This window comes from Franzmannia pantelleriensis (genome assembly GCF_900102875.1).
Classification (GTDB): Bacteria; Pseudomonadota; Gammaproteobacteria; order Pseudomonadales; family Halomonadaceae; genus Franzmannia; species Franzmannia pantelleriensis.
Genome location: NZ_FNGH01000012.1, coordinates 104,832 through 129,965, shown reverse-complemented (window position 1 = coordinate 129,965; position 25,134 = coordinate 104,832). Strand labels below are relative to the sequence as shown.

29 protein-coding genes are annotated in these 25,134 nt (G+C 63.3%); 21 read left to right on the top strand and 8 right to left on the bottom strand.

Translation table 11 applies throughout. The features are described from left to right. Positions 1-200: 200 nt before the first annotated feature. Positions 201-1,196: an iron ABC transporter substrate-binding protein gene (locus BLT16_RS15620; RefSeq protein ID WP_089659445.1), complete on the bottom strand. Its 996-nt coding sequence runs from the start codon at positions 1,194-1,196 to the stop codon at positions 201-203. A gap of 184 nt (positions 1,197-1,380) precedes the next feature. Here BLT16_RS15620 and BLT16_RS15615 point away from each other — a divergent pair, with 184 nt between their 5' ends. Beyond that, positions 1,381-3,534, top strand: a complete 2,154-nt coding sequence (locus BLT16_RS15615) for a tRNA(Met) cytidine acetyltransferase TmcA (protein WP_089659444.1) — start codon at positions 1,381-1,383, stop codon at positions 3,532-3,534. A 143-nt stretch (positions 3,535-3,677) separates the two neighbouring features. Beyond that, positions 3,678-5,174, top strand: coding sequence for an aminoacyl-histidine dipeptidase (locus tag BLT16_RS15610; protein ID WP_089659443.1), 1,497 nt, complete (start codon positions 3,678-3,680; stop codon positions 5,172-5,174). Between the two features lies 1 nt (position 5,175). On the opposite strand, the gene BLT16_RS15605 is transcribed toward BLT16_RS15610, so the two are convergent. The 3 genes from BLT16_RS15605 to BLT16_RS15595 form a co-directional block, all read right to left on the bottom strand. Next, entirely contained in the window at positions 5,176-5,517 is a 342-nt protein-coding gene (locus BLT16_RS15605; RefSeq protein ID WP_089659442.1) for a hypothetical protein, read from the bottom strand. A 202-nt stretch (positions 5,518-5,719) separates the two neighbouring features. Next, a complete protein-coding gene (locus tag BLT16_RS15600; RefSeq protein ID WP_089659441.1) occupies positions 5,720-6,193 on the bottom strand; it encodes a Dps family protein in 474 nt (157 codons plus the stop codon). 155 nt (positions 6,194-6,348) lie between these two features. Then, the gene (locus BLT16_RS15595; RefSeq protein WP_089659440.1) at positions 6,349-7,485 is read right to left on the bottom strand and encodes a glycerate kinase; all 1,137 of its coding nucleotides are present in this window, start codon (positions 7,483-7,485) and stop codon (positions 6,349-6,351) included. A gap of 136 nt (positions 7,486-7,621) precedes the next feature. Here BLT16_RS15595 and BLT16_RS15590 point away from each other — a divergent pair, with 136 nt between their 5' ends. The 4 genes from BLT16_RS15590 to BLT16_RS15575 are packed head-to-tail and all read left to right on the top strand — an operon-like array spanning position 7,622 to position 10,358. Then, positions 7,622-8,212, top strand: a complete 591-nt coding sequence (locus BLT16_RS15590) for a hypothetical protein (protein ID WP_089659439.1) — start codon at positions 7,622-7,624, stop codon at positions 8,210-8,212. Then, a complete protein-coding gene (locus tag BLT16_RS15585) occupies positions 8,209-8,580 on the top strand; it encodes a hypothetical protein (protein ID WP_089659438.1) in 372 nt (123 codons plus the stop codon). Before BLT16_RS15590 ends, BLT16_RS15585 begins: the two co-directional genes overlap by 4 nt. Positions 8,581-8,631: 51 nt before the next feature. Further along, on the top strand, positions 8,632-9,309 hold the full coding sequence (locus BLT16_RS15580; RefSeq protein WP_089659437.1) for a DUF1007 family protein: 678 nt from the start codon (positions 8,632-8,634) through the stop codon (positions 9,307-9,309). Next, the gene (locus BLT16_RS15575) at positions 9,297-10,358 is read left to right on the top strand and encodes a nickel/cobalt transporter (protein ID WP_089659436.1); all 1,062 of its coding nucleotides are present in this window, start codon (positions 9,297-9,299) and stop codon (positions 10,356-10,358) included. Before BLT16_RS15580 ends, BLT16_RS15575 begins: the two co-directional genes overlap by 13 nt. Here the strand turns inward: BLT16_RS15575 and BLT16_RS15570 are convergent. Continuing rightward, complete coding sequence (locus tag BLT16_RS15570) at positions 10,355-10,780, bottom strand: HIT domain-containing protein (protein WP_089659435.1); 426 nt, start codon at positions 10,778-10,780, stop codon at positions 10,355-10,357. The two genes, BLT16_RS15575 and BLT16_RS15570, sit on opposite strands and share 4 nt — an antisense overlap. 41 nt (positions 10,781-10,821) lie before the next feature. Between BLT16_RS15570 and BLT16_RS15565 the strand changes: the two genes are divergently transcribed. The 4 genes from BLT16_RS15565 (at position 10,822) to BLT16_RS15550 (ending at position 11,957) form a co-directional block, all read left to right on the top strand. Further along, entirely contained in the window at positions 10,822-11,043 is a 222-nt protein-coding gene (locus BLT16_RS15565; RefSeq protein ID WP_089659434.1) for a hypothetical protein, read from the top strand. Between the two features lie 97 nt (positions 11,044-11,140). Then, positions 11,141-11,272, top strand: coding sequence for an entericidin A/B family lipoprotein (locus BLT16_RS15560; protein WP_089659477.1), 132 nt, complete (start codon positions 11,141-11,143; stop codon positions 11,270-11,272). Between the two features lie 125 nt (positions 11,273-11,397). Continuing rightward, entirely contained in the window at positions 11,398-11,529 is a 132-nt protein-coding gene (locus BLT16_RS15555) for an entericidin A/B family lipoprotein (protein ID WP_089659433.1), read from the top strand. 95 nt (positions 11,530-11,624) lie between these two features. Continuing rightward, positions 11,625-11,957, top strand: a complete 333-nt coding sequence (locus BLT16_RS15550) for an I78 family peptidase inhibitor (RefSeq protein ID WP_089659432.1) — start codon at positions 11,625-11,627, stop codon at positions 11,955-11,957. Here the strand turns inward: BLT16_RS15550 and BLT16_RS15545 are convergent. Continuing rightward, on the bottom strand, positions 11,954-12,559 hold the full coding sequence (locus BLT16_RS15545) for a LysE family translocator (RefSeq protein ID WP_089659431.1): 606 nt from the start codon (positions 12,557-12,559) through the stop codon (positions 11,954-11,956). The genes BLT16_RS15550 and BLT16_RS15545 overlap by 4 nt on opposite strands. Before the next feature lie 95 nt (positions 12,560-12,654). Between BLT16_RS15545 and BLT16_RS15540 the strand changes: the two genes are divergently transcribed. Continuing rightward, positions 12,655-14,046 carry an aminotransferase-like domain-containing protein gene (locus BLT16_RS15540; RefSeq protein WP_089659430.1) on the top strand — a complete coding sequence of 464 codons (1,392 nt, stop codon included), beginning with the start codon at positions 12,655-12,657 and terminating at the stop codon, positions 14,044-14,046. A gap of 4 nt (positions 14,047-14,050) precedes the next feature. On the opposite strand, the gene BLT16_RS15535 is transcribed toward BLT16_RS15540, so the two are convergent. Both BLT16_RS15535 and BLT16_RS15530 read right to left on the bottom strand, forming a co-directional pair. Beyond that, positions 14,051-15,046, bottom strand: coding sequence for an ion transporter (locus tag BLT16_RS15535; RefSeq protein WP_089659429.1), 996 nt, complete (start codon positions 15,044-15,046; stop codon positions 14,051-14,053). 30 nt (positions 15,047-15,076) lie between these two features. Then, positions 15,077-15,607, bottom strand: coding sequence for an acyl-CoA thioesterase (locus BLT16_RS15530; protein WP_089659428.1), 531 nt, complete (start codon positions 15,605-15,607; stop codon positions 15,077-15,079). 206 nt (positions 15,608-15,813) lie between these two features. On the opposite strand from BLT16_RS15530, the gene BLT16_RS15525 reads away from it, so the two are divergent. The 10 genes from BLT16_RS15525 to BLT16_RS15480 all read left to right on the top strand — a co-directional run bounded on the left by BLT16_RS15525 (position 15,814) and on the right by BLT16_RS15480 (position 25,132). Beyond that, positions 15,814-16,740 carry a LysR substrate-binding domain-containing protein gene (locus BLT16_RS15525; protein WP_089659427.1) on the top strand — a complete coding sequence of 309 codons (927 nt, stop codon included), beginning with the start codon at positions 15,814-15,816 and terminating at the stop codon, positions 16,738-16,740. A 148-nt stretch (positions 16,741-16,888) separates the two neighbouring features. Further along, the gene (locus tag BLT16_RS15520; RefSeq protein ID WP_089659426.1) at positions 16,889-17,923 is read left to right on the top strand and encodes an ABC transporter substrate-binding protein; all 1,035 of its coding nucleotides are present in this window, start codon (positions 16,889-16,891) and stop codon (positions 17,921-17,923) included. An 81-nt stretch (positions 17,924-18,004) separates the two neighbouring features. Continuing rightward, positions 18,005-19,069 carry an ABC transporter ATP-binding protein gene (locus BLT16_RS15515; protein ID WP_089659425.1) on the top strand — a complete coding sequence of 355 codons (1,065 nt, stop codon included), beginning with the start codon at positions 18,005-18,007 and terminating at the stop codon, positions 19,067-19,069. Then, complete coding sequence (locus BLT16_RS15510; RefSeq protein WP_089659424.1) at positions 19,062-19,964, top strand: ABC transporter permease; 903 nt, start codon at positions 19,062-19,064, stop codon at positions 19,962-19,964. The genes BLT16_RS15515 and BLT16_RS15510 overlap by 8 nt, the downstream gene beginning before the upstream one ends. Before the next feature lie 14 nt (positions 19,965-19,978). Next, on the top strand, positions 19,979-20,773 hold the full coding sequence (locus BLT16_RS15505) for an ABC transporter permease (protein ID WP_089659423.1): 795 nt from the start codon (positions 19,979-19,981) through the stop codon (positions 20,771-20,773). A 9-nt stretch (positions 20,774-20,782) separates the two neighbouring features. Next, entirely contained in the window at positions 20,783-21,901 is a 1,119-nt protein-coding gene (locus BLT16_RS15500; RefSeq protein WP_089659422.1) for an NAD(P)/FAD-dependent oxidoreductase, read from the top strand. Then, positions 21,876-22,178: a (2Fe-2S)-binding protein gene (locus BLT16_RS15495; protein WP_086510886.1), complete on the top strand. Its 303-nt coding sequence runs from the start codon at positions 21,876-21,878 to the stop codon at positions 22,176-22,178. Before BLT16_RS15500 ends, BLT16_RS15495 begins: the two co-directional genes overlap by 26 nt. Next, on the top strand, positions 22,178-23,572 hold the full coding sequence (locus BLT16_RS15490) for an FAD/NAD(P)-dependent oxidoreductase (RefSeq protein ID WP_089659421.1): 1,395 nt from the start codon (positions 22,178-22,180) through the stop codon (positions 23,570-23,572). The genes BLT16_RS15495 and BLT16_RS15490 overlap by 1 nt, the downstream gene beginning before the upstream one ends. Beyond that, positions 23,569-24,690 (top strand): NAD(P)/FAD-dependent oxidoreductase, encoded by a 1,122-nt coding sequence (locus tag BLT16_RS15485; RefSeq protein ID WP_089659420.1) that lies wholly within the window; start codon positions 23,569-23,571, stop codon positions 24,688-24,690. Before BLT16_RS15490 ends, BLT16_RS15485 begins: the two co-directional genes overlap by 4 nt. Positions 24,691-24,787: 97 nt before the next feature. Then, a complete protein-coding gene (locus BLT16_RS15480; protein WP_089659419.1) occupies positions 24,788-25,132 on the top strand; it encodes a RidA family protein in 345 nt (114 codons plus the stop codon). The last annotated feature ends 2 nt before the right edge of the window (positions 25,133-25,134 follow it).

The window sequence follows — 25,134 nt, the reverse complement described above, 5'->3', positions numbered from 1 at the left end:
AGGAGAATATGCAGCGGTACGCGCCGCGCCCTGCCTCTCGGCAGAGCACGTCGGGCGGCAGGGCTTGCTAGCTCGGCGCTGTGGCTCATTGTCTCTCGCTGTTCAAGTCACGACCGATATTTGGCCACCGTTAAAACGCACGAAACCAGGGTGGCAGTGCCACCCTGGTCCCGACTCGCCTGATTGGCGACGCTTGGCCTTTACAGCAGCTCGGCGTCGCGCAGCAGGTTCAGCGTGCCTTCGAGATCTTCCAGTTCATCCAAGTCGATCTGCGGGCTGACCTCCAGCAGGCGGTCGAAATCCTCGAGTTCCGGGTTCTGGATCACGTCGCGGGTCACCGGGTACTCGTAGACATTGCCAGTGAAGTACTGCTGGGCGGCCGGCGACAGCAGGAAGCGCACGAATTCCATGGCCTCTTCCTTGTTGTCGCTGCTCTCCAGCACCGCAATGCCGGCGACATTGACCAGGTTGCCGATATCGCCTTCGGCGAAGAAGGCTTGCTCTACCGGGAAGTCTTCGTCGGTAGCCAGGAACCGCGGCAAATAATAATTGTTTACCAGGCCAAAGTCGATTTCCCCGTCGGCGATGCCTTGCACCTGAGTGGTGTTGTTGCGGAAGGTCACGGCGCCGTTGTCGCGCATGTCCTCGAGCCACTCCAGGGTACGCTCGTCGCCGTGCTCGACGCGCATCGCGGTGATGAACGACTGGAAGGAGCCGTTGGTGGGCGCCCAGCCGACGCGGCCTTCATAACGCTCATCGGTCAGGTCGAACACGCTATCGGGATATTCGTCCTCGCTGACCCGCTCCGGCGAGTAGGCGAACACTCGGGCACGGCCGCTGGCGGCGACCCAGTTGCCGGTCTCACTGGTGTAAATGCTGGGCAGTCCCTCGTAGATGTCATCCGGCAACTCGGCGAGCAGGCCAGCCTGGCTGATCGCGCCCATGGCACCGGCGTCCTGGCCCCAGTAGAGGTCGGCGGGCGAGCGCTCGCCCTCCTCCTGGAGCAGTACTGCCAACTGTGCAGTATCACCGTAGCGTACGTTGACGTTGATCCCTGTGTTGCGCTCGAACTGGGCGATGATCGGGTCGACCATCGACTCGCCGCGGCCTGAGTAGAGCGTCAGGTCAGCGGCGGCCAGGGGAGCGGCCAGCAGCGTGGAGAGCAGGGTCGCGGAAGCGATGACAGTCTTTTGCATGGCGATTTCCCGTTATGTTGCTTGGGGGATGAGAAGAGTCGCTGTACACGATAGCAAGAAACAATCTGATTGCAAATGATAATGATACGCAAAATTTTTATGCGTGTGCGCCGCACGTATGTTGCCTGGTGTAGTGAGGGTAAGGTTCATTACACTTGAGTCTTCAAGAAGATGGGAGTCGAGCATGAGCGATGCCTCCGCCGTGCAGACGCTGCAGGGATGGCGCGAGCGGCTGGCCAAGCAGCGCTGGCGGGGGCTGCTGTGGGTCACTGCTGGTCCTGAGGCGGGTCTGGCCCGGGCGCTGGCGATATGGCACCAGATGCCTGAGCGTGCACTGTGGGTCGCACCGCAGCGGCCCGCGGAAGTCGACGAATCGGCCTGGCTGCCAACCGGCAAGGCGCGCACCCGGCTTGGCGGTGAGCAGGCGCTGATCGTGTTCGATGCTGTCTCGGCGGAGGCCGGCTTCGACCCCGACGCCTTCGGTGCCCTGAGCGGTACCCTGATCGCCGGAGGGCTACTGGTGCTGCTCACCCCGCCGGGCTGGGGCGCCCATCCGGATGCCGACTATCGACGCCTGGCCGATCACCCGCATCGCCCGGCGCACCTGTCGTCGCGCTATCTGCAGCGCCTGGCGCGCCTGCTGGAAGACGCCCCCGATGTGGCCGGCTGGCGGGCCAGCGGCGAACTGGTGCTGCCCACCCTGACGGCACCTAATGAGCATGCTGCCGGCAGTTGCAAGGACCCTGCCTGCGCGACCCTGGATCAGGCCCGGGCGGTGGCGCGGCTGCTGCGGCTGCGTCGCCGGCGGCCGTTGGTGATCAGCGCCGATCGCGGACGCGGCAAGAGCGCCGCGCTGGGCATCGCCTGTGCACGCTGGCTGGCCAGTGGTGAACGCGAGATCCTGGTCACCGCGCCGCGCCCGGCGGCGGTGGAGACGCTGTTCGAGCATCTGCAACGCAACTGCCCTGACGGCCGGCGCCACGGGCTCGAGGTCATCCTGCAGGGGAGCGACCACACCCAGCGAGTGCGCTTCGTAGCCCCGGATGCGCTGGCCGAACAAGGCGGAGGCGCGGGGAGTCTGCTGCTGGTGGATGAGGCCGCCGCTATTCCCTCGGCGCTACTGGCCGACTGGCTGGCGCGCTTTCCGCGTATCGCTTTTGCCACCACCGTGCACGGCTATGAGGGGTCGGGGCGGGGCTTCGCGCTGCGCTTTCTACCGCATCTGCAACGCCGGACCCCGGACTGGCGATCCTGCACCTTGGCCGCACCGGTGCGCTGGGCCGATGGTGATCCGCTCGAGGCGCTGACCCGTCGGCTGCTACTGCTCGACGCCGAGCCCCGGGCTGCCCTGCCGGCGCCCGGCGGTGAGCCGCCTGTGCTGCGGCGCTGGAAGCGGTCGCTGCTGGCGGTGGACGAGGCGCGGCTCAGCGAGATGTTCGGGCTGCTGGTGCAGGCCCACTACCGCACCCAGCCCAGCGACTTGCGCCGCCTGCTGGACGGTCCCGGCGTGTCGATCACCACCCTCGAGCGGCACAGCAGTACCCTGGCGGTGTCGCTGTGCTGCGAAGAGGGCAGCTTTTCCAGCGAGTTGGCCGAGCGTGTGGCCCGCGGCGAACGCCGCCCGCGCGGCCATCTGCTGGCCCAGTCGCTGGCCGCCCACGCCGGCAGCCGGCATGCCTTGACCTCACGGGTACGCCGCATCATGCGCATTGCGGTACACGCCGACGCGCGTCGCCAGGGGCATGGGCAGCGGCTGCTGGCCGCCGAGGTCGAGCGCGCGCATCGCGACGGCATCGACTTGTTGGGTGCCAGTTTCGGGGCCGACCCCGAACTGATGGCGTTCTGGCATGCCGCCGGCTTTCGCGCCGTGCGCCTCGGCCTGAGTCACGAAACCTCTACGGGTGAGCATGCGCTGATGGTGGCGCTGCCGGCCAGCGAGTCGGGGCGAGCGCTGTGTGCCAGCCTCGCAGAGCGCTTTCAGCGCCTGCTTCCGACCCTGCTGGCTTTTGAGTTGAACGGCCTTGCGCCGGCGGTGGCCGTGGCGCTGCTTGCCGAGGGTCAGGCACCGCCGCTCAGTGCAGAGCAGTGCCGCGATCTCGACGATGTGACCCTGGGACGGCGTGAGCTGGCGCTGGTGCGCCCGGCGCTGCAGCAACTGGTACGTCGCGGTCTGGCCGGTGGTGCGCCTCACGATAGCGACGCCTGGCTGCTGGTGGCCTGGCTGTTCCAGGCCCGCAGCAGTGCCTGGCTGGCCGAGCGGCTGGGGCTTGCCGGGCGGCGCGAGGTGCAGGCGCGCCTGCGCGAGGCGCTGACCCGCTGGCGCGATTGGGCACGGTGACGGCCGTTATTGGAGCGAGGGACGCTGGGGACAGTCCCAAGCGGTACTCATATCCGTGACACGCTTGCCATGGAGCAGCCTAGGCTTTTCCTGGCGGCGAGTGGCCGGTAAGGTAATGCGGTTATCCCTCATGTAGACCCATCATGAACGCACATCTCGATCAGCTGGCACCGCAGGCGGTGTGGCAGCATTTCCGCACGCTGTGCAATACCCCGCGGCCATCGGGCCATGAGGCCGCGCTGGTGGCGACCCTCGAAGCCTGGGCCGCCGCCCGCGGCATCGCCCACGATCGCGACGCCTACGGCAACCTGCGTCTCAAGAAGCCGGCGTCGCCGGGCCGTGAGTCGGCCCCCGGCATTATTCTGCAGGGCCACCTCGACATGGTCGCCCAGGCCAATGCCGACCATCCCCACGATTTCACCCGCGACCCCATCGACACCTACGTCGAGGATGGCTGGCTGCGTGCTCGCGGCACCACGCTGGGCGCCGACAACGGTCTGGGCGTGGCGGCGGCGCTGGCGATTCTCGGCGACGACTCGCTGGTGCATGGCCCCCTGGAGGCGCTGTTCACCCTTGAGGAAGAGACCTCGATGGGCGGCGCGTTGCAGCTTGCCGAGGGCTGGTTGGAAGGGCAGCTGCTGCTCAACCTCGACTCCGAGGACCGCGGCGAGGTGTATATCGGCTGCGCCGGCGGCGCCGACGTGGTGGTCGAGGCGCAGCTGCCGACCAGCGCTTTGAGCGCCGATGAACGCCACTACCGTCTGGCGTTGACCGGGCTGCGCGGTGGTCACTCGGGGATCGATATCGCCCGGGGGCGCGGCAACGCCAATCGACTGATGATGCGCGTGCTACGGGCGCTTGCGCCAAGCGGGGCACGCTTGATCGACTACCAGGGCGGCACCCTGCGCAATGCGCTGCCCCGGGAAGCCTTCGCGACCCTGGCGATGGCCGCAGAGGAACTGGCGGCGGCCCAGGTGTGCCTGGCCACGCTGGAAGAGGAGCTACGGGCCGAACTGGCCGGGGTCGATGAGGGGCTGACGCTCAGTCTTTCGGCAACCGGTGACGCGGCCGGCGAGGCACTGACCCCCACCGCGAGTCATCTGCTGGTGGATGCGCTGCACGCCGCTCCCTGTGGCGTCGAGCGGATGAGTACCGAGGTGCCCGGTGTGGTCGAGACATCCAATAACCTCGGCGTGGTGTCGTTGACCAGCGGGCGTTTCCGGCTGTGCGCGCTGGTGCGCTCGCTGCGTGATAGCGCGACCCGCGACATGGCCGACCGTTTCAGCGCACTGTTTGGCCTGATCGGTGCGCGTACCCGGGTCGAGAATGCCTATCCCGGCTGGGCGCCGGCCCCCGATAGTCCCCTGTTGGAGCGTTTCAAGCACCTGCATCGTGCTCAGCTCGGCGCCGAACCGGCGGTCAAGGTGATCCATGCCGGTCTCGAGTGCGGGATCCTCGGCGGCAAGTACCCGCAGCTGGAGATGATCTCCTTCGGGCCGCAGATACTCGGTGCTCACTCGCCGGATGAGCGCGTCGAGATCGACTCGGTAGACGAGTTCTGGCAGCTGCTGCGCGGGCTGGTCGAAGACCTGGCCGCGGCCGACAGGAAACCGCCGCCCGCGGCAGGCGGCGGACGCTGAGTCAGTCGACGCGAACGCTGACAATGGGGACGTTGCCAAAACGTACCAGCGGCACACTGCTAGAGCTGCGCCGATGATAGTGGTGCTCCACGTGGCGAGGCGGTGCTGGGCGGTAGCGCGGGGCATGGTGGTGGATCACCACTGGGCGACGGTAGTGCTTGGAGCGTTTTACATGGCGCGGTGCGCGATGATGCTTGCCGCCGTGTGCCTGGGTGCCGTAGTAGTGGTGATGCACGCCGCCGTGATAGCCGCGGCGGTCGTGGTCGGCCAGTGCCGGCGTGCCGGCCATGGCCAATGCCAGACTGATGCCGAGTAGCAGGCCGATCGGTGTGATGCGTCGCATGAGGGTGTCCTCCAGTTGCGGTTGGATGCCTTACCCCGCAGTTCCCGCCTCAGTATATGCCGCCGACGATACGCTGGACGCCGGCGCAGGCGATTTCCTCGCTGCCTGCATGATTGCCGCGCGTTGACGGCAAGTGGCGACACCCTCAAACGCCAGCGGCCGCCCATGGGCGGCCGCTGGCTGTGGTCGAATGGGGCGGGGCTCAGCCGAGATAGGCGCCCAGCATCCACACGGTCTTTTCCTGCTCGCGAATATAGTCGCCGACCTGGGCGGCGGTGCCTTCGTCATCGGCGTCCGAGGCCAGCGAAAGAATCTCTCGCTGCAGCTCGATCAGCGTCTGGTAGCCGGTGAGCACGCCGCGCACGCAGGTCGTTCCGTCGTGGACGTTCTTCTCCTCCGGGATGCTAGCGGTGGCCACGTAATCGCTGTAGGCGTGGATCGGCTGATGGCCGAGGGTCAGAATGCGCTCGGCGACCTCATCGATCTTGGTCAGCAGATCGGTATAAAGCTCCTCGAACTTGGCATGCAGCTCGAAGAATTCGCGCCCCTTGACGTTCCAGTGGTAGCCGCGCACGTTCATGTAGAAGACCTGATAGTTGGCCAGCAGTGCGTTGAGTTTGTCAGCCAGCTGGCTGGCGCTGGCCTCGTGCAGGCCAATGGCGTTGGTATCGGACATGCGATGATCTCCTCTGTCCCTGATGGTGAATGCCCACGAGTCTAGTGTGCGGGGCGGGCAACCGTTAGCGAATTGTCGCCATGGCTGCTATAGCGCCAGGCAATGGCTCGCCCGGCATGTGCCTACCCGAGACATGCTGCCGCTGCGCGTGTTTTTCAACTGCTTGCGGCGCTATACAGCCGCACGATGCTCTCGGCGCGGTCGCCGAGCAACTCGGCGCAGCGCGCCAGCGCCTCGTCGAGGGGCATGGGGCCATCGGCCAGCGCGAAGGCGGCGTTGATGCCTTCGGCATGGCAGGCCTGCCAGCCCTCACCGAGGCGCCCCACCAGCGCCACGCAGGGCACGCCGCTGGCCGCGGCGCGCCGGGCAATGCCCACCGGCGTCTTGCCCGAGAGGCTCTGGTCGTCCAGCTGGCCTTCGCCGGTTATCACCAGATCGGCATCCGCCAGCCGCGCGTCGAAGTCGACCTGTTCCATGACCATGTCGATACCGGGACGCAGGCTGGCACCGAAGAAGGCGCGGGCGGCGAAGCCCATACCGCCAGCGGCACCGGCACCGGGCAGGTCGCGATGGTCGTCACCGAGTACCGCCGCGGCGCAGTCGGCGAAGTGCGCCAGCGCCGCGTCCAGGGTTGCCACGTCGGCGTCGCTGGCACCTTTCTGCGGGCCGAAGACGGCGCTGGCGCCACGCTCGCCGAGCAGCGGGTTGTCGACGTCCACGGCGGCCTCCACCCGGAGCTGGGCGAGGCGCGGATCGAGGCCGCTCAGGTCGAGCGATTGCAGGTTGGCCAATGCCGCGCCGCCGGGCGCCAGCGGTGCGCCCTCGGCATCCAGCAGACGCGCGCCCAGCGCCTCCAGCATGCCGGCGCCGGCGTCGTTGGTGGCGCTGCCGCCGAGGGTCAGCAGCAGCGTTTCGGCACCGGCATCCAGCGCCGCCAGGATCAGTTCGCCGACGCCATGAGTGGTGCTGTGCAGGGCGCTGCGCTGGTCGCGAGGGATCTGCTGCAGGCCGCTGGCTTCGGCCAGCTCGATAAAGGCGCTGCGGGTCTCGGCGTGCCAGCCCCAGGTGGCCTGGCAGGGAGCGCCGAGGGCGTCCTGAACGGTCTGCTCGCGACGTTCGGCACCGGTAGCGTCGAGCAGGGCGTCCAGGGTGCCCTCACCGCCGTCACCCATTGGGCAGTGCGTCAGCGTGGCATCAGGGGCGGCGCGTCGGATGCCGCAGGCAATGGCGTGGGCGGCATCGCTGGCGGACAGCGCATCCTTGAAGCTATCGGGGGCAATCAGAATATGCATGGGCGACTCATCGGCTGATCAAAGGAAAGAGTACTGAGCTTATCCTATCTTCTCGTGGTCATAGCAGCGGTGAGGGCGACACTGCAAGGGCGGTGTTTTCGACGTAGACTGCCCGCAGTGATGTGGAGGAGAGCCGATGCGACAAGGGGAATGGCGCTATTGGTGGTGGCTGCCGCTAGTGGCACTGGCGGGTTGCGCCACTGGGCCGGCGACGCTACCGGACCAGCGCGCCGAGGCGCCAGCGGAGTGCCGCTGGGCGCTTGGCGAGGTCGAGCGGGTAGCGGTGACGCGTGCCGCAGTAGATGTGCTGGAGCGCGAGGGCTACCGGATCACCCACACCGAGGCATCGCTTGGGATCGTCAGCGCCGAGCGCAGTCGGGTACTGCCCGGCTACGGAGCGCGCTATGATGACCGCTGGTCCCGCGGCAGCGGCGTGTTCGGCAGCATCGGTGGTGGCGTCGGCAGCGGTGGCCGTGTCTCGGTGGGCTCCGGTGTAGGTATCGGCATCGGGATCGGCGGCGGCCGTGCCGGCTATGGTGGCGGCTTTCCGGCCGACGCCACGCGGATCGAGCGCGTTTCAGTGGTCGTGCCCCGCGAGCAGGTCGTGGTGTCCCAGGATAGCCGGGTGGTCGATGCCGAAGGCGCGGTGCGTGAATCGCGCAGCGGCGATGCCAGCCTGTGCCGGGCGATCGAACAAGCCGTGGCCGCTGAACGGGGGGCGTCATGACCCACTATCTCGCCAGACGCTTGATGTTCGTCTCACTGCTGGTACTGCTCGGCGCCTGTGCCGCCGCGCCGATGGCCCCGGAGCCGCGCGCCTTCGTGCTGCCGGTGGAGCGCCAGGCGGCGCTGGCGGCGGGGATAGAAGTGCTGGCCGAGCGCGGTTACGTGATTCGCCACGCCGACGTTGAGCTGGGCCGCGCCGACGCCGTTTCGGCGGTGTGGCCGGGTTATCGACTGCGCCTCGACGTTGAAGAGAGCCCTCACGGCGCCCTGATCTCATTCAGCGGACAGCGTGGCAATCGGCCGCTGGCCCCCGAAAGCCTCGATCGGCTGCTGGTGGAGTTGCAGGCCGCATTGGGATTGGCACCATGAGCCCGATGACATTACCCACTATCGTAAATACATGAGCAAAAAGTGAAACGCATGACAGCAAGCACAGGATATTGCTGGTGGCGGCGACTGGCGTTCGGCGCCGCGCTGGCGTTGCTACCGTGTCTGGCCTGGGCGCATCCCCACGGCTGGATCGACATGAGCATGCGCGTGATCCTCGATGACGATGGCCGCGTCGAGGCGCTGCACCAGCGCTGGCGAATGGATCCCTTCTACAGTCTGGTACTGCTCGAGGAACTCAGTCGCGCCCAAGGGGAGGAGAGCCTCGAGCAGCGTCTCGACATGCTGGGCATGGAGATCCGCGACACCTTAGCGCCACAGGGCTATTTCACCGAGCTGCGGCACGCCGACGACGGCGTGGCGCTGGGCGACGTGGAGGAGTATACGGTGATGGAGCGAGACGGGCGCGTCGAGTTCGTTTTTCTGCTGCCGCTGGCGGCGCCGCTGGACCTGAACGGCGAGTCGCTGGCCTATCGCGTCTACGACCCGACCTACTATATCGAGGTGCTCCACGAGGAGGACGGTGACGGGCCCAGCGAGGCAGCACTGGTGATGGCCGGTGCCGATCAGCGCTGTCGCACCCGTATCATTCCGGCCGATCCCGATCCGGCACGTGTCGCCCAGGCGGCGCGGCTGGATATTACCGATGAGGCCCCGGACGGTCTGGGCCGCTACTTCGCCGAAACCGGAGAGATCCAATGCGACGCATGACGGGCGCGGTGTGGCTGGGGGGGCTGCTCGGCATCCTGGTCGTGGCGGGACTGATCTGGCTGTTTCAAGGCGGGGCCCAGGCGATCAGCCTGCAGGTAGTGGTCTGGCAGCGCGACCTGCATCGGGCATTGACGCTGGCGATCACCGAACTCTCCGGCACGCCGTCGCCGGCGGCCTGGGTAACGCTGCTGGGTATCAGCTTTGGCTACGGGGTCTTCCATGCCGCAGGGCCTGGACACGGCAAGGCGGTGTTGACCACCTACCTGCTTTCCCAGGGAGGCGCCCTACGCCGCGCCCTGGCGCTGTCGTGTGCGGCCTCGCTGCTGCAGGCGCTGGTGGCGATCTCGCTGGTGGCGGTGCTGGTTTACGGCTTGGGTTGGCTGACCCGCCAGGCGATGGGCTCGGTGGCATGGGTCGAGCAGGCCAGTTTCGCGATGGTCACCCTGCTCGGCCTGTGGCTGTGCTGGCGCGCCATTCGCCAGTTGCGTCGTACCCCGGCGCCGGCCAGCGCCGGCGCTGCGGCGACCCGCCAGCCCTCGGCAGGTACCGACCATCATTTTGCTCACCACCACGAGCATCATGCACACTGCGGCTGCGGCAGCGCCCATCACGTCGATCCTCGCCAGGTCGCTGATTGGCGCACGGCGCTGGCCACGGTGGTGGCGATCGGCATGCGCCCGTGCAGCGGCGGCGTGCTGCTGCTGGGCGCGGCATCCTTGCTGGGCCAGTTCTGGGTCGGCGTCAGCGCGGTGCTGGTGATGGCGGTGGGTACCGCGTTGGCGGTCTCGGCGCTGGCATTGGCCAGCGTAATGGCCCGCGGCTGGGCCGAGCGACGCCTGGCGCGGCAAGCCAGCGGTAGCCGCGTGCAGCGGATGGTGGGCTGGGCCGCGCTGGCAGGGGGGCTGACCATCGTAGTGCTCGGCGTATCGCTATCGGTGACCGGGGTCAGCTCGCCGAGAAGCGACCCGCTGCTGACTCCCGGCGTCGAGCGCAGCGGCCAGACCCAGGACGCCGAGGAGCCGGCACCGCGCACCTCTCCGTTCGGCTAGTCTTCGAAGCGCATGCCCTCGACCAGCGCCAGCACCAGGTCGCGGAGCTCGGCCAGGGCATCGAGGTCGTAGGGCTCGGCCTCGCCGTGGCCCCACACCGGGGCCGGCCATACCGCATCGTCGCGGTGGCGCACGATCACGTGGACGTGCAGCTGGGAGACGACGTTGCCGAGAGCGGCGATATTCAGCTTGTCGCCGCCCAGCGCACTCTTGAGCTCGCTGCCCAAGCGGGTGGCTTCCCGCCACAGCTGCGCCTGGTCCGCCTCGCTGAGGTCGCTGACCTCGCAGGCGCCGCTACGCCGCGGCACCAGAATCAGCCACGCGAAGCGCGTATCGTCCATCAGCAGGACCCGCGACAGCGGCAGCTCGGTGATGGGATAGGTATCGGCCTCGAGCCGCGGGTCGAGGGTCAGGTCTTGCATGGTGCGTCCTCATGCCAAGGGAGCGAGGTTAAGTCGCCGTCATGCTCGCCGCCGGTTGTGCCATGATGGGCCCCTGGGCCGCGGCGACATCGGAATATTTCATGACTCTACAGGAAGCGCTGGCGCTGGTCGCGATCGGCGGCGTGGCGGGCTTGATCAACGTGTTGTCGACGGGCGGCTCGATGCTGACCCTACCGCTGATGTTTCTCGGGCTTGCGCCGCAGGTGGCCAACGTCACCAATCGCGTTCTGCTATTAGGCTAGGCGGACGCGAATCGGCCTCACGGATGCGTGAACAACTGCTAAATTGAGGGTAGTGCGGGCTTTTCCGCCGGAGCCATCAAGGAACGAGGATATGACCATGAAACGCCTATCAGCTGTAATCTTGCTGTCGCTGTTCACCCTGTCGCTGCTGAGCGGCTGCAACACCATTCACGGTGCCGGTCAGGATATCGAGGAAGGGGGAGAGGCCATTCAGCGCTCGGCCAGCTAAGTCGGGCCGGTTGTGCAAAGTGGGGCCATGACTGTTAGTCTGATTGAGACCATCGCCTCATGGAAGGTATGGACGACACGGACCCCGATCCGGTTGTTTCTTAGCACGTGTTAAGGAGAACACAGATGAAAAAAGCGATAGCCCTCAGTTTTGCCCTGCTCATGACCGCTGGCGCCCTGGCCGGCTGTAACACCATGGAAGGCGCCGGCCAAGATGTCGAGCGCGGCGGTGAAGCCGTTCAGGATGCAGCCAACTAAGCGTTCTGCATGTGGCAGATGCGCCGATGCGGGCGGGCCGATTGGCTCGCCCGTTTTGCGTCTGGTTCCATCAATGACCACGACAAGGAGTCACCATGTTCATATTTTCCCGTTTTCTGCCGGCGCTGGCGGCGAGCCTTGCTCTGGCGGCATGTACCACTGCGGGGCCTTCCAGCGTGCCGCGTGAGCCGGCACCGGAGCCGCCCAGCGTGACCCAGCGCGGCGATACCTGCGGTGCTCGCTCGGTGCAGGACCGCGTTGGCCGCGACTACAATGAGGCGTTGCGCACTGCCATCGAGGAGGAGAGCGGTGCCGCGGCGGTGCGCGTGCTGCGCCCCGGCGATGCGGCAACCATGGACCATCGCCCCGACCGCCTCAACATCCGCCTCGACGACGACGATCGGATCGAGCAGATCACCTGCGGCTAGCGCAGGATCAGGATCACGCAGGCGGCGGTCATCGCCCCCATGGCCAGGTTGAACAGCCGCCAGGCGCGGGGCGTCTTGAGAAGGCGCCCGATGGCGGTGCCGAAGCCGGCCCACAGCGCAATGCACGGCAGTGCCACCAGCTCGGCGAAGGCGGCCAGCAGCAGCGCATTGAGGAGGGTATCGCCGCCCTGGGGCAGGAAACCCGCCATCAGCGCCAGGCCCATCACCCACGCCTTGGGGTTGGCGAACTGGAAGGCAGCGGCCTGCCAGAAGGTCAGCGGTCGGCCTTCGCCGCGCAGGCGCAGGTCCGGCGGCGGGGCGCTGGCGATCTTCCAGGCCAGGTAGAGTAGGTAAGCGCTGCCTACAAGCCGCAGCGTGGTCTGCACCATGGGGTAGCGCTCGAACAGCAGCCCCAGGCCCAGGGCGATGCCGGCAAACAGCGCGAAACAGCCGCCGAGAATGCCGAGCATATGCGGCATGGTACGCCAGAACCCGTAGTTGGCGCCCGAAGCGGTTAGCATCACGTTGTTGGGGCCAGGGGTGATGGTCATCGACATCATGTAGAGCGCCGCCGGGCCGAGAAAGGCCAATCCTTCCAGCATTATTGTATCCATTCAATTTAAAGTGATTTTCTTGATTGTCTCGGTTTTTTCAGCATAATCGGACTGAATTCAGCGTCAATGGATTTATTGTCACCATGACAATTTGGGTGCCAGAGCTTTCCTCGCAGGGACCGCGCTATCGTGCCTTGAGCGATGCCATTGCCGTGGCTATCGAGCGCGGCGAACTCGTTCCCGGTGACCGCTTGCCGCCGCAGCGTCGCCTGGCCGATGCGCTTGGCGTCACCGTGGGTACCGTGACCCGCGGCTATGCCGAGGCCGAGCGCCAGGGCTGGCTGCAGGCGCGGATCGGCAGCGGGACCTATGTGAGGGGCGGTGTCGATGCCGCAGCGGCATTTCCCCTCCCCGGTGGCGAAAGGGGTGAGGGGCTGATCGATCTCAGCCTCAGCCTGCCGCCGCCGCATCCGCTGCGCGCCGAGGCGCTGGGGCGGGCGTTGAACGCCATCGCGCGGCAGCCACGGCTGCTGCAGGCGTCGGTGGAGTATCAGGCTGCCGACGGTTTGCTCGACCAGCGTCGCCAGCTGGCCGAATGGTTGGCTAGCCTGGACATGCCCCTGCCTGCGGAGGAGCTGCTGATCACCCAGGGGGGGCAACATGGCATCAGCCTGGCGCTGACCTCGCTGCTGCGCCCCGGCGAGCGAATTGCTACCGATGCGCTGACCTACCCGGGGCTGATCGGTGCCGCCCAGCAGGCGCATCTCAAGGTAGATGGCATCGCCATGGATGCGGACGGCATGGACGTCGAGGCGCTGGCGCGGCTGTGCGCGCGCCAGGCACCGCGGCTGGTCTACGTCACCCCGGATCAGAACAACCCGACCGGGGCCAGTCTCAGCGAGGCGCGCCGTCAGCGGCTGGCGGCGCTGGCCCGCGAGTACGATTTCTGGCTGCTCGAGGATGGCGTGCAGTATCTACCAGCGCCAGCGCGGGGCACGCCGCTCTATCAGCTGGCCCCTGAGCGCACGCTGTTCGTGTTCAGCACCGCCAAGGTGCTGGCCGGCGGCCTGCGGATCGGTATCCTGCGCGCGCCTGAACGCCTACGCGAGCGGCTTGCCGCGGGACTGCGCGCCCAGAGCTGGATGGTGCCGCCGCTGATGATTGCAGCGGTCTGCCAGTGGCTGGCCAGCGGTGACGCCGAGACGCTGCTGGCCTGGCAGTGTGAAGAGCTGGCAGCACGCCAGGCGCTGGCGCGCAAGCGCCTGGCCGGATTCGAGGTCAGTGGCCAGCCGCTGGGCGCCAACCTGTGGCTGACGCTGCCCCATGGTATGCGCAGCGCGGCACTGGTCGAGGCCTTGGCGAGCCGCGACGTGCGCGTCACCAGCGCCGAGCCGTTCTGCGTGGGCAGCGAGCCCGCGCCCCAGGCGATTCGCCTGTGCTTGAGCGCGGCGGCCTCCCGCGAGGCCCTCGACCAGGCGCTACAGGTGCTGCTCGACGCCCTCGAGTCGCCCCCGTTGGCGCCGGCCACTCTCTGACGGCTCAGTCGTAGCGGTCCTTCCAGCGCTGCCTCCGCACCTGCTCCTTGAGCACCTCGAGCATATCCACCAGCACCTGCTCGGTCACCGCATCGCTGTGACTATCGACCTTCAGCCAGGCATCCAGGCCGCTGTCAGCGACGCGTTCCAGCAGCTGTTCGAACTCCGGCGAGCGCAGACCGTTGGCGGCCTCTTCCACCAGCCGGCAGGCGATATCGCTCAGGGTATCGTCCAGCGCCGCGCTCAGCTGGCGGCCCATTGGCAGTCGTCGCAGGCGCTGGATCTCTGGGCTGTTCTCGAGCGTGCGGCCGACCAGGGCGCTGACATAGCGCATCAGGTCGCCGCGGTTGCGTTGGTAGGCGCTGCCGGCCATATCTTCCAGGCGGCGGGTGATCTCATGGACCAGCGCCTGCTTGCGCGGCATCACCACCTCCTCGATCACCCGCCCCGACAGCGAGTCACTGGCCTGCACCTGCTGCTGGATATTGCCCAGCAGGCGCAGCGCGATGCGATCGGAGAGCTCCTCGAGCAGGATGTCGTAGTACTTGGCGACGAAGGCGTAGAGCCACCACTGGCGCACATCGATCAGTCCCAGGCGGTGCAGGCGCTGAACCAGCGAGATCACCCGCAGCACCCGCAGCAGCCGGAAGCCGCCTACCGGGATGCAGCCCAGCACGTCGTACCAGTGCACGAAGGGGTAGAAGAACCAGCGGTGGTAGCGGCGCTCGATGATCGCCACTGCCCAGCCGAGCAGTACGTCGGCGACGAACACCGCCACGAACAGCAGGTCGATGGCCACGAAGTTGGCGTGGATATGCTGGTCGTAGGCCTGATGGAGACCCGGTGCCAGGCGCTCGAAGCCAGCATTTAGCGGATCGAGCAGGAACAGCGCATCGACCAGCAGCAGGCTCAGGTTGGCCACCACCAGCACCATGATTAGCAGATCCCACACCAGGTGCAGTCGCTCCAGGCTGGGGCTCAGGGCTTGTCGGGTGGTCATGGCGTCTCCTTCGCCGGGACGAGGCGTGGCTCAGTCCTGCGTATCGTCTGGCTGGGGCTGAGTCGCATAGTGGTGCGCATGGGTGCGCCGGGCCTCCTCTTCGGCCTGCTTGCGTAGCTTCTTGCGCAGCGCGGCCTTGTCGAAGCGCAGCTTCTGCAGCGGCGTCTCGAGCTTGAGCGGCGGCACCAGGGCAGGTGTGCCATCCTCGTCCACCGCGACCATGGTCAGGTAGCAGCTGTTGGTGTGGCGGATCACCTTGTCGCGGATGTTCTCGGCCACCACCTTGATGCCGATTTCCATCGACGAGCGCCCGACGTGGTTGACCATGGCCAGGAAGGTGACCAGCTCGCCGACGTGGATCGGCTGCTTGAACAGCACCTGGTCCACCGACAGCGTCACCACATAGCTGCCCGAGTAGCGGCTGGCGCAGGCGTAGGCGACCTCGTCGAGCTTCTTGAGGATCGCCCCGCCGTGCACCTTGCCGCTGAAGTTGGCCATGTCCGGGGTCATCAGCACGGTCATCGAGAGCTCGTGCTGGCCGGGAAGGGTGTGTTCGTCCATCGGGCGTATCCTTGTGAGGGTCGTTTACAGCATAACGCCTAATTATGGTCCCACTGTAGGTTGATCATCCATGAATCAACAGCCTTGAGAAGTCGATTGCGTTGCGACCAGGGATGAGGGGGCGGCCAGGGGGTCGCTGGAGTGAAGTTGTATTTTTAAAACGTATATTGAGTAGGCACACCCCTTTGAATTTATAGAGGAAGAAGATGGTCAACCTTCGCCAGATCGAAGCATTCCGGGCAGTCATGGTGCATAAGACCGTGACCCGTGCTGCCCAGACGCTTCATGTCTCACAGCCTGCCGTGAGCCGGCTTATCGCCGACCTTGAATACCATGTGGGCTTTTCCTTGTTCAAGCGAGACAAGGGGCGACTAGTCCCGACGCCAGAAGCGCAGGCGCTCTATGAAGATGTCGAGCGGGCCTTCGTCGGGCTTGACAAAATCACTGAAACTGCAAAAGAAATCCGCGAATTCCGTACTGGCCGGTTGCTTGTCAGCTGCATGCCTGCATTGGCATTGAGCGCACTCCCGAGCATGGTGCATGATTTTTCTGCACGGCATCCGGGCATAACCATCTCACTTCAGTCGCATAGCTCTCAACGGGTCCTGGAGTGGGTCGGAACTCAGCAGTGCGACCTGGGATTCATCGGTATGCGCCTTGAGGATCCGGCAGTGACCATCTTGCCTCTGGCAACCGGCTACCTTCGACTGATGATGCTGCCCTCTCATCCCTTGGCTATGAAGCAGGTGGTTGATATTCAGGACTTGGAAGATCAGCCATTCGTTTCCTTGGGCCAGCTACAGGATGTTAGGCCCATCATCGATCAAGCCTTCCATTCGGCGGGTGTCAAACGACGCAGGCGCATAGAGACACAACTGTCCAGCGTTGCGTGCGAGCTGGTGAAAGCGGGGGCAGGTGTATCATTGATCGATCCCGTGACGGCAAACTTCTACTCCAAGCAGGGGTTGGTATCAAAACCCTTTCTTCCCGCGATCGAGTTTCATTACAGCGCAGTCCTTCCCGCCTATCGCCCTCCGGCACGCCTGGCAATGGAATTTCTGGAGGATGCGCAGAGCCAGCTCCAGCAGCTGATCGATGCTGAAGGCGGACCTTGCCATAACATTGACGAATAGGGGCGGTACGAAAAGGCATTGGTCTGCATGATCTGCCAATGCTAGTTTCTAAGTCGTGGTGTCGATATGGCGGTGCAGCAATTACAAACGGTTCTGACTCTGTCGATATTGACTGACCTTTACAACAACAAACTAAAGGATCTCCAGAATGAGTAGACGGGTACTCTTAACTGCATCCATGACTGGCGTGATCGGACTTGCAGCAGCATCAATACAGGCAGATACTCTATATATAGGTGCATATGGTGGCTCATCGGAATATGCGATGAAGGAGTCCATCATTCCTGCCTTTCAAGAAAAGCATGATGTCGATATCGTATACGTTGCCGGTAATTCCACTGATACACTTGCGCGACTCCAAGCCCAGGCTGGCCAGCAAGAGCTGAATGTTGTTCTGCTTGATGATGGGCCGATGTACCAAGCCGTGAATCTAGGATTTTGCGCACCAATGAACGGCTTTGAGGCGTTAGATGATGTTTATGACATTGCCCGCTTTCCTAATGACAATGCCGTAGGCGTGGGCGTGGTGGCATCTGGTTTTGCCTACAACGCAGAAATGTTTGAGCGAAACGGGTGGGAGTCACCGTCTTCGTGGCGTGACCTGGCTGACGAAAAGTTCCAAGGAAAGGTTGTCGTGCCTTCGGTTAGCAATACCTATGGCCTGCATACCTTGGTTATGGCTGCCAGATTAAACGGAGGGGGAGAGGACGATATCGATCCTGGATTCGAATACATTCAAGATTCCGTCGTTCCAAATATCCTCAGCTTCGAGACCTCTGCAGGAGGAATGTCGCAGCTTTTCCAGAATGAGGAGATTGCACTCTCGGTTTGGGGAAGCGGGCGTGTTCAGGCACTAGCAGATACCGGATTCCCAGTGAAGTTTGCTTATCCTGAAGAGGGAGCAGTTGCCTTGATGGTTGCAGGATGCATTGTCGATGGCAGTGGTGAAGACGAACTCTCCAGAGCTTTCATGGCACACCTTCTCTCTCCTGAGATCCAGGCTATCCTCGCGGACACTCAGGGCTGGGGGCCAGCAAATCGATACACCGAGCTCGATGAAGAACTGGCGGCGAGCTTGCCCTACGGTGACCGCATCGATCACCTGACCTCAGTGGATTGGGACACTATTAATCCACAGCGCATGGAATGGACAAACCGCTGGAATCGTCGCGTCGAACGTTGATTCAAGTCAACCCACCAACTCCATGACTGGTGACCCCTGCCTGCCAATAGCTGCCAGGCAGGGGGTTGGGAGAGTCCTACCATGAGCTATCTGAGCCTGACGTCATTAACCAAATGCTATGGGCCCACCACTGCCGCTGAAGATATTACTCTGGAGATCGAGAAGGGGGAGTTCGTCTCACTTCTTGGACCCTCCGGCTGCGGCAAGACTACCACCCTCCAGATGATCGCCGGATTCGTAGAGCCGACCCGGGGTCGTATCCTCATGGACGGTGAAGACATCACTCACCGCAAGCCGAATGAGAGAGGCATTGGGATCGTTTTCCAGTCCTATGCCCTTTTCCCGCATATGACGGTGGTTGAGAACGTGCGCTTCGGGCTGGAAATGCGGGGTGTCCCTACGGCGGAAAGCCGTCAGCGGGTGGGGGAGGTGCTGGAGCTAGTCCATCTCAACCAACTCAAGGATCGTTACCCTAGAGAGCTTTCCGGTGGACAGCGTCAACGCGTGGCACTTGCGCGTGCCCTCGTGATTCAACCACCGCTATTGCTGCTCGATGAGCCGCTGTCCAACCTCGATGCCAAGCTTCGTGAGGACATGCAAATAGAACTCCGAAATATTCAGCAGCAGGTCGGTACGACCACGCTTATGGTCACCCATGACCAGTCCGAAGCCCTTTCCCTCAGTGACCGTGTCGTTGTCATGAACCAAGGGCGCGTGGTGCAAGTCGATGAGCCTTTCAATGCCTATGAACGGCCTAGTGATGCCTTCGTCAGCTCATTCGTCGGCAAGACTAACCTTCTGACTGGTCTGATCGGGAAAAAGCAAGGCGACCAGACAGCCGTACGCTTGGGTGATGCGACTCTCGAGCTCATGCTGGATGGGCCGCGTACCAGCAACCAGGTGCAGATCTCGATTCGCCCTGAGAAGCTCGAGTTGACGGATTGTGCAAGTGGCAAGCTCAAGGGCCGAGTGAAGACCCGTTTGTTTCTTGGTAACCACTGGCTCTACCAGGTTGACAGCAGTGCCGGTGAATTATTCATCACCCAGCCCAACCTGGGGAAGCGAGGCGTCGCGGTAGGTGATGATGTGGGTGTCAGTTGGTCTCCCGGTGCCATTCGGCTACTCGAGGAGAAGGTCCATGGCTGAACTTGCTTCGACGCTTCCGGCGACACCACCACGGTTTTTTCCAAAGTCGCTGACTCCATGGCTATTGAGCGCTCCAGGGGCGATATTCTTCCTGATGCTGCTGGGCATGCCGTTGTTGATGACCCTGGTGCTTAGTTTCAATAATTTTGATTATGCTGAAGGAATCATTGCTACCTTTAGCCTTGCTAATTACATGGAAGTCGTTCAGGACGACTACTTCCACGAAATATTCTTTCGAACCTACGTCATTAGCATAGCGGTAGTGGTGTTGTGCATCGCCATTGGTGTGCCAGAAGCATATATACTCTCAAGAATGCGTAGCCCCTGGCGGTCACTGTTCCTTGTTGTCACCTTGACACCACTGCTTATCTCAGTGGTAGTGCGCACCTTGGGCTGGGTACTTCTCATCGGTGGTAATGGCTTGCTGGGAAAAACACTGGAAGGACTGGGCATTGCCGATGCTAGCGCGGGTAACCTTATGTATACCCATACCGGCATCATTCTGGCGCTGGTTCACGTGTTAGTACCCTTTATGGTGATCTCGGTATGGGCTGCCCTGCAGAAGCTCGACCCTTCCGTGGAACATGCGGCATTGTCGCTCGGCGCCAGTCATACCACGGTCTTTCGTCGAGTCGTAGTGCCGCAGATCATGCCCGGCATACTCTCCGGAAGTTTGATTGTATTCGCTCTGGCCGCCAGCGCCTTTGCCACTCCGGCGATACTTGGTGGACGGCGTATTAAAGTCGCAGCTACCGCAGCTTATGACGAATATCTCAATACCATGAACTGGCCCCTCGGTGCTTCCATTGCAGTGATTCTCCTGATTGCGAATGTGGTCGTGGTGATGAGTTACAACCGCATGATGGAACGGCGCTTCCGCCGGACATTGGGTTAGAAGGAAATATTTATATGCAAAACAATGGAAAACTGGCCCTGTGCTTTCACACACTGTTCGTGATCTTCCTGATGGCACCGCTTGTCGTCGTCATGCTGGTCGCTTTCACCCCTAATGGTTACATTTCGTATCCCACTGATGGCTTCTCGCTCAGGTGGTTTCGGGCCATTCTCGAGAACCGCAGCTTTGTTCAGGCATTCTGGAATAGCCTCTATCTTGGTATTGGCGCCGCCAGTGTTTCTGCTGTACTAGCTGTGCCTGCTGCCTTGGCCATCGCTCGCTACCAATTCAGGGGTCGCGAGGCGCTAGTTAGCCTGTTTCTTTCACCGCTTATGATTCCGCATGTGGTGTTGGGTGTTGCCTTTCTCAGCTTTTTCTCGCGGATCGGTGTCTATGGCAGCTTTTACGCCTTGGTAGCGGCCCACGTGATCATCATCATGCCGTACACCATGCGCCTGGTGATGGCGTCGGTATTCGGCATGGACCGACGTGTCGAACAGGCTGCGCTGTCACTGGGAGCCAGTCAATGGACGGTGTTTAGGCGTGTCACCATGCCGATTATCTTGCCTGGCGTTGCTGGCGGCTGGATTCTCGCTTTCACTACCAGCTTCGATGAACTGTCGATGACGATTTTCGTTGCGTCTCCCAGCACGGCGACGCTGCCTGTCCAGATGTACAACCATATCGCACATACTATTGACCCGCTGATTACCTCTGTCTCGACCGTGTTGATCGTTCTGACGGCCCTCTTGGTTCTAATACTGGATCGCATCTATGGGCTCGACAAAGTCCTGATTGGCAAGGGATGAAGAGATCATATGAAGACCTATGATTTTGCAGTTGTCGGGGGCGGCCTAGTAGGCAGCGCTATTGCCTATGGCCTGGCCAAGGCCGGTCACCGAGTCGCTGTACTCGATGAGGGCGATGTTGCCTACCGGGCCTCTCGAGGCAACTTCGGGCTGGTCTGGGTTCAGGGGAAGGGGCTCGAAATGCCGAGTTACTCACAGTGGAGCATGAGCTCTGCATCCCTGTGGCCCAGTCTCTCGGAAGAACTCTGGGATCTCACTGACGTGGCAACTCAGCACCAGGCGCCAGGAGGTGTGCATCTCTGCTATAGCCAGAGGGAAATGGACCTGCGGCAGGCTGATCTCACCTCGCTGGCCAAGGCGACTGGCGGGCAGTTCGATTTCGCCATGCTCGATCACCAACAGCTACGCGAGATGATTCCGGAAATCGGGGAGAGTGTCGCGGGAGCCTCTTGGTCGCGCTGGGACGGACATGCCAATCCGCTTTATCTGCTACGCGGGTTGCATGCCGGTTTTCTTCGCTGCGGCGGTACTTTCCTTCCTGGCAGTAAGGTTCATCGAGTGCATCAGCGCGGGGACAGCTTCGTGATCGAGCGTGAAGGGGAGCGAGTCCAGGCAGAGCGCGTGGTGCTCGCCGCCGGTCTCGGTAACCGCCTCCTGGCGCCTCAGGTTGGGCTGCATGCTCCACTGGTACCCAATCGAGGCGAGATCCTGGTCACTGAGCGCATGCGCCCCCTGCTGAATCTTCCGACCACGTATCTTCGCCAGACAGGGGAAGGTTCCATCTTGATGGGGGATTCCCACGAAGATGTCGGCTTTGACGAAGGTACCGAGACCCCTGTGCTATCGCATATCGCCCAACGGGCCGTGCGTGCCCTGCCAGCGCTGGCCAATACGCGGATAGTGCGTACCTGGGGTGCGCTGCGCGTGATGACGCCTGATGGCTATCCACTCTATCAGGCTTCGCTCTCCCACCCAGGCGCATTCGTGGCCTGCTGCCATAGTGGTGTGACCTTGGCTGCAGCCCATGCCAAACGCCTTGCCCCCTGGATCGCTGGTGATTCCTTGCCCAGCGAAATAGCCCCTTTCACCGCGGAGAGATTCGATGTTCAAACGGTTATCCCTGCCTGATGCACCTGCACAGAAGACAGTGATCGTGTACTTCGATGGCCGACAGGTCACTGCCCAGGATGGCGATACCATTGCAGCGGCGCTGCTCTCGGCCGGCGTCGAGGCATGTCGTACCACGCCGGTGAGCGGATCCCCGAGGGGGCCCTACTGCATGATGGGGGTCTGTTTCGAGTGTCTGGTCGAGGTGGACGACATTCCCAATGTCCAGGGTTGCCAGGTCCTTGTAAAGGACGGCATGCAGATCCGTTCGCAACACGGCGCAAGGAGACTCGGCTGATGACGACTCATGACCTGGTGATACTCGGCAGCGGGCCAGCCGGTATGGCCGCTGCCGCCACTGCCGTGGCCTATGGCATTACCGCGCTGGTGGTCGATGAGCAGCCGGCACCTGGCGGACAGATCTATCGTTCGATTGAGTCGACACCGCTCAAGGAGCGGCGGATTCTGGGTGATGACTATTGGCATGGTAAGGCGCTGGTAGATGGGCTGGATGATCCGCGCATCGACTATCGTCCTGGTACTACCCTTTGGCAGCTCACCCGGCGACTCGAGGTCGGGCTCCTCCAGGGGGGGCATGCTTCGATGGTGCAAGCCCGCCACGTCATTCTCGCCCATGGTGCCATGGAACGGCCCTTCCCGATCCCGGGCTGGACGTTGCCCGGAGTCATGACGGCCGGAAGCGGTCAGATACTGCTCAAGAGTGCTGGCTTGGCGCCCTCGGCACCGGTAGTGCTCGCTGGCTGTGGGCCACTTTTGTTGCTGCTGGCCGTGCAATATCTGCGCGCCGGGATTCCCATTGCAGCTTTGCTCGATACCACGCCGGCGGGGCAATACTGGGATGCGCTCCCGCTACTGCCCGGTGCGCTACGTAATTCACGGACCCTGCTCAAGGGTTTGGGACTATTGGCCGAACTGAGGCGTGCTGGCGTCAGGCATGTTCGGCATGTGACGGCGCTGGAAGCCGAAGGCGAAGACCGATTGGAGCGAGTCCGCTGGCAATGCGGCAACGATCCTGAGTGGCACTGCCTGACAACTCCGCTGCTGCTGTTGCATCAGGGGGTAGTGCCGAATACGCAGGTCACGCGGGCCCTCGACTGTGCCCATGACTGGGACGAGCGGCAACTGGCCTGGCAGCCGCGCAGAGACCCCTGGCTGGCGACAGATGTTGAGGGGGTCGCAGTCGCTGGAGATGCCGGCGGCATCGTGGGTGCCAAGGCCTCGGCGATGCAGGGACAGCTGGCAGGGTTGGGAGCCGCCATTGCGCTCGGCCGTGTGAGTGAAGACAAGATCCACGGGGAAGTGAAACGGCTGCGTCGTGACTTGGCGCGAGAAACGGCTATTCGTCCTTTCCTCGACGTCCTCTACCGACCGGCAGTGCATTGGCGGCTACCTGAGGACGAGACGCTGGTGTGTCGTTGCGAAGAGGTTACCGCCGGTGAAGTTCGCCGCATGGCCGAGCAGGGGTGTCGTGGCCCCAACCAGACCAAGTCCTTCACCCGGTGTGGTATGGGGCCCTGCCAGGGGCGCATGTGTGGCCTGACGGTCAGCGAGCTGTTGGCCGATGCCAACGGGCAGAGCGTTGCCGAGACGGGTTACTACCGCCTTCGCCCCCCCTTCAAACCCATTACCCTGGGGCAACTGGCAACAGCCGCTGAGGATACTTCGGGATGAGTGCCCGGATCGTCATCGTCGGGGCAGGTCTCCATGGTTGTAGTGCCGCTGTCCACCTCAGTGCCCAGGGCCATCGAGTCACGGTGATCGACAAGGAGTATGCCGGTCGGCACGCCTCGGGCGTTAATGCCGGTGGTGTGCGACGGTTAGGCAGGGATCCTGCGGAGATCCCCTTGGCCATGGCGGCTTGGGAACGCTGGCAGCGCATGGCCGAGGTGGTCGGTGACGACTGTGATTTTCGCCCGGTGGGGCAGATCAAGGTTGCCGAGAATGGCGCCGATCTGGAGACGCTGGCCGAGCGTGAGCGGCAGGTTCGTGCTCTGGGATTCGACCACGAGTATCTCATTACTCGCGACGAGCTACGTCAGCGCGTGCCGGCTCTGTCTCCCCATTGCCCAGGCGGACTTGCCTGCGATGGTGATGGTTATGCCAATCCCTATCGTACGGTGACAGCATGGCGACGCCAGGCGCAACGGCAGGGTGTGAGTTTCGTCGAAGGCGTGGCTGTCACCGGCCTGGAAGCCCATGGCAGCGGCTGGAGGGTTCAGGCGGGACGCCAGCGTTTCTCTGCCGACATCCTCATCAACTGCGCGGGTGCTTGGGCCGGTACGCTTTGCGAGTGGCTGGACGAGCCGGTACCTCTCGCCGCCGAGGCGCCGATGCTGATGATTACTGAGCGACTGAAGCCATTTCTCGGCCCGGTTATTGGAGCAACATCCAGGCCTCTCTCCTTCAAGCAGTTTGAAAACGGCACCGTGCTGATCGGCGGAGGCGTCCGGGGAGAAGTCGATTCGCGACGCCAGGTTGCCGAGACCTGTCTGGGAGGACTGGCGGACAATGCCGACACCGTATTGAGCCTGTTCCCCTTCATGCATGAGGCGCGCATTGTCCGCACCTGGGCAGGGATAGAAGCTGTCATGCCGGACCAGATCCCAGTATTGAGTCCGAGCAGTACATTCGAGAACGTAATTCATGCCTTCGGCTTCTCGGCTCACGGTTTTCAATTAAGTCCCATCTCCGGGGAGATCGTCGCCGACCTGGCTATGGGGCGGCAGCCGGCCTACCCGATCCAGCCATTTTCCATCACGCGCTTTCAGGGCTATCGCTCCGCAGACTGATGCGTTGATTTGCCACATGCCCCATCTTGCTCTCCTTTCGGCATGCCGAAAAGAGCGACACCACGCCTGTAGACAGGCAATCACAGGAGTTGATCACATGATCGAACGCAGTATCCGTACCCCCATCATGCACCGTGCCGTTGCGGCCAATGGCTTTGTGTTCTTCGGTGGCATCATCGCTGATGATCTCAGCATGGACATGGCAGGCCAGACCCAGCAGGTGTTGGACAAACTGGAGAGCTATCTCGCTGAAGCCGGAACCAACAAGGAATGCATCGTGTCGGCCACGGCTTACGTAGCTGACCTGTCTTTGAAGAAAGGGATGAATGACGTCTGGACTCAGTGGTTTGATCCAGAACACCTGCCTGCCAGGGCGACTTTGGGGGTCGCCGACCTAGGCGATAACGTACTGCTGGAGCTGGTGGTCACCGCCGCCAAGTAGCG

Coding starts and splice junctions, on each gene's coding strand:
- BLT16_RS15620 (WP_089659445.1), bottom strand. CDS start 1,196: ATGCAAAAGACTGTCATCGCTTCCGCGACCCTGCTCTCCACGCTGCTG.
- BLT16_RS15615 (WP_089659444.1), top strand. CDS start 1,381: ATGAGCGATGCCTCCGCCGTGCAGACGCTGCAGGGATGGCGCGAGCGG.
- BLT16_RS15610 (WP_089659443.1), top strand. CDS start 3,678: ATGAACGCACATCTCGATCAGCTGGCACCGCAGGCGGTGTGGCAGCAT.
- BLT16_RS15605 (WP_089659442.1), bottom strand. CDS start 5,517: ATGCGACGCATCACACCGATCGGCCTGCTACTCGGCATCAGTCTGGCA.
- BLT16_RS15600 (WP_089659441.1), bottom strand. CDS start 6,193: ATGTCCGATACCAACGCCATTGGCCTGCACGAGGCCAGCGCCAGCCAG.
- BLT16_RS15595 (WP_089659440.1), bottom strand. CDS start 7,485: ATGCATATTCTGATTGCCCCCGATAGCTTCAAGGATGCGCTGTCCGCC.
- BLT16_RS15590 (WP_089659439.1), top strand. CDS start 7,622: ATGCGACAAGGGGAATGGCGCTATTGGTGGTGGCTGCCGCTAGTGGCA.
- BLT16_RS15585 (WP_089659438.1), top strand. CDS start 8,209: ATGACCCACTATCTCGCCAGACGCTTGATGTTCGTCTCACTGCTGGTA.
- BLT16_RS15580 (WP_089659437.1), top strand. CDS start 8,632: ATGACAGCAAGCACAGGATATTGCTGGTGGCGGCGACTGGCGTTCGGC.
- BLT16_RS15575 (WP_089659436.1), top strand. CDS start 9,297: ATGCGACGCATGACGGGCGCGGTGTGGCTGGGGGGGCTGCTCGGCATC.
- BLT16_RS15570 (WP_089659435.1), bottom strand. CDS start 10,780: ATGCAAGACCTGACCCTCGACCCGCGGCTCGAGGCCGATACCTATCCC.
- BLT16_RS15565 (WP_089659434.1), top strand. CDS start 10,822: ATGCTCGCCGCCGGTTGTGCCATGATGGGCCCCTGGGCCGCGGCGACA.
- BLT16_RS15560 (WP_089659477.1), top strand. CDS start 11,141: ATGAAACGCCTATCAGCTGTAATCTTGCTGTCGCTGTTCACCCTGTCG.
- BLT16_RS15555 (WP_089659433.1), top strand. CDS start 11,398: ATGAAAAAAGCGATAGCCCTCAGTTTTGCCCTGCTCATGACCGCTGGC.
- BLT16_RS15550 (WP_089659432.1), top strand. CDS start 11,625: ATGTTCATATTTTCCCGTTTTCTGCCGGCGCTGGCGGCGAGCCTTGCT.
- BLT16_RS15545 (WP_089659431.1), bottom strand. CDS start 12,559: ATGCTGGAAGGATTGGCCTTTCTCGGCCCGGCGGCGCTCTACATGATG.
- BLT16_RS15540 (WP_089659430.1), top strand. CDS start 12,655: ATGACAATTTGGGTGCCAGAGCTTTCCTCGCAGGGACCGCGCTATCGT.
- BLT16_RS15535 (WP_089659429.1), bottom strand. CDS start 15,046: ATGACCACCCGACAAGCCCTGAGCCCCAGCCTGGAGCGACTGCACCTG.
- BLT16_RS15530 (WP_089659428.1), bottom strand. CDS start 15,607: ATGGACGAACACACCCTTCCCGGCCAGCACGAGCTCTCGATGACCGTG.
- BLT16_RS15525 (WP_089659427.1), top strand. CDS start 15,814: ATGGTCAACCTTCGCCAGATCGAAGCATTCCGGGCAGTCATGGTGCAT.
- BLT16_RS15520 (WP_089659426.1), top strand. CDS start 16,889: ATGAGTAGACGGGTACTCTTAACTGCATCCATGACTGGCGTGATCGGA.
- BLT16_RS15515 (WP_089659425.1), top strand. CDS start 18,005: ATGAGCTATCTGAGCCTGACGTCATTAACCAAATGCTATGGGCCCACC.
- BLT16_RS15510 (WP_089659424.1), top strand. CDS start 19,062: ATGGCTGAACTTGCTTCGACGCTTCCGGCGACACCACCACGGTTTTTT.
- BLT16_RS15505 (WP_089659423.1), top strand. CDS start 19,979: ATGCAAAACAATGGAAAACTGGCCCTGTGCTTTCACACACTGTTCGTG.
- BLT16_RS15500 (WP_089659422.1), top strand. CDS start 20,783: ATGAAGACCTATGATTTTGCAGTTGTCGGGGGCGGCCTAGTAGGCAGC.
- BLT16_RS15495 (WP_086510886.1), top strand. CDS start 21,876: ATGTTCAAACGGTTATCCCTGCCTGATGCACCTGCACAGAAGACAGTG.
- BLT16_RS15490 (WP_089659421.1), top strand. CDS start 22,178: ATGACGACTCATGACCTGGTGATACTCGGCAGCGGGCCAGCCGGTATG.
- BLT16_RS15485 (WP_089659420.1), top strand. CDS start 23,569: ATGAGTGCCCGGATCGTCATCGTCGGGGCAGGTCTCCATGGTTGTAGT.
- BLT16_RS15480 (WP_089659419.1), top strand. CDS start 24,788: ATGATCGAACGCAGTATCCGTACCCCCATCATGCACCGTGCCGTTGCG.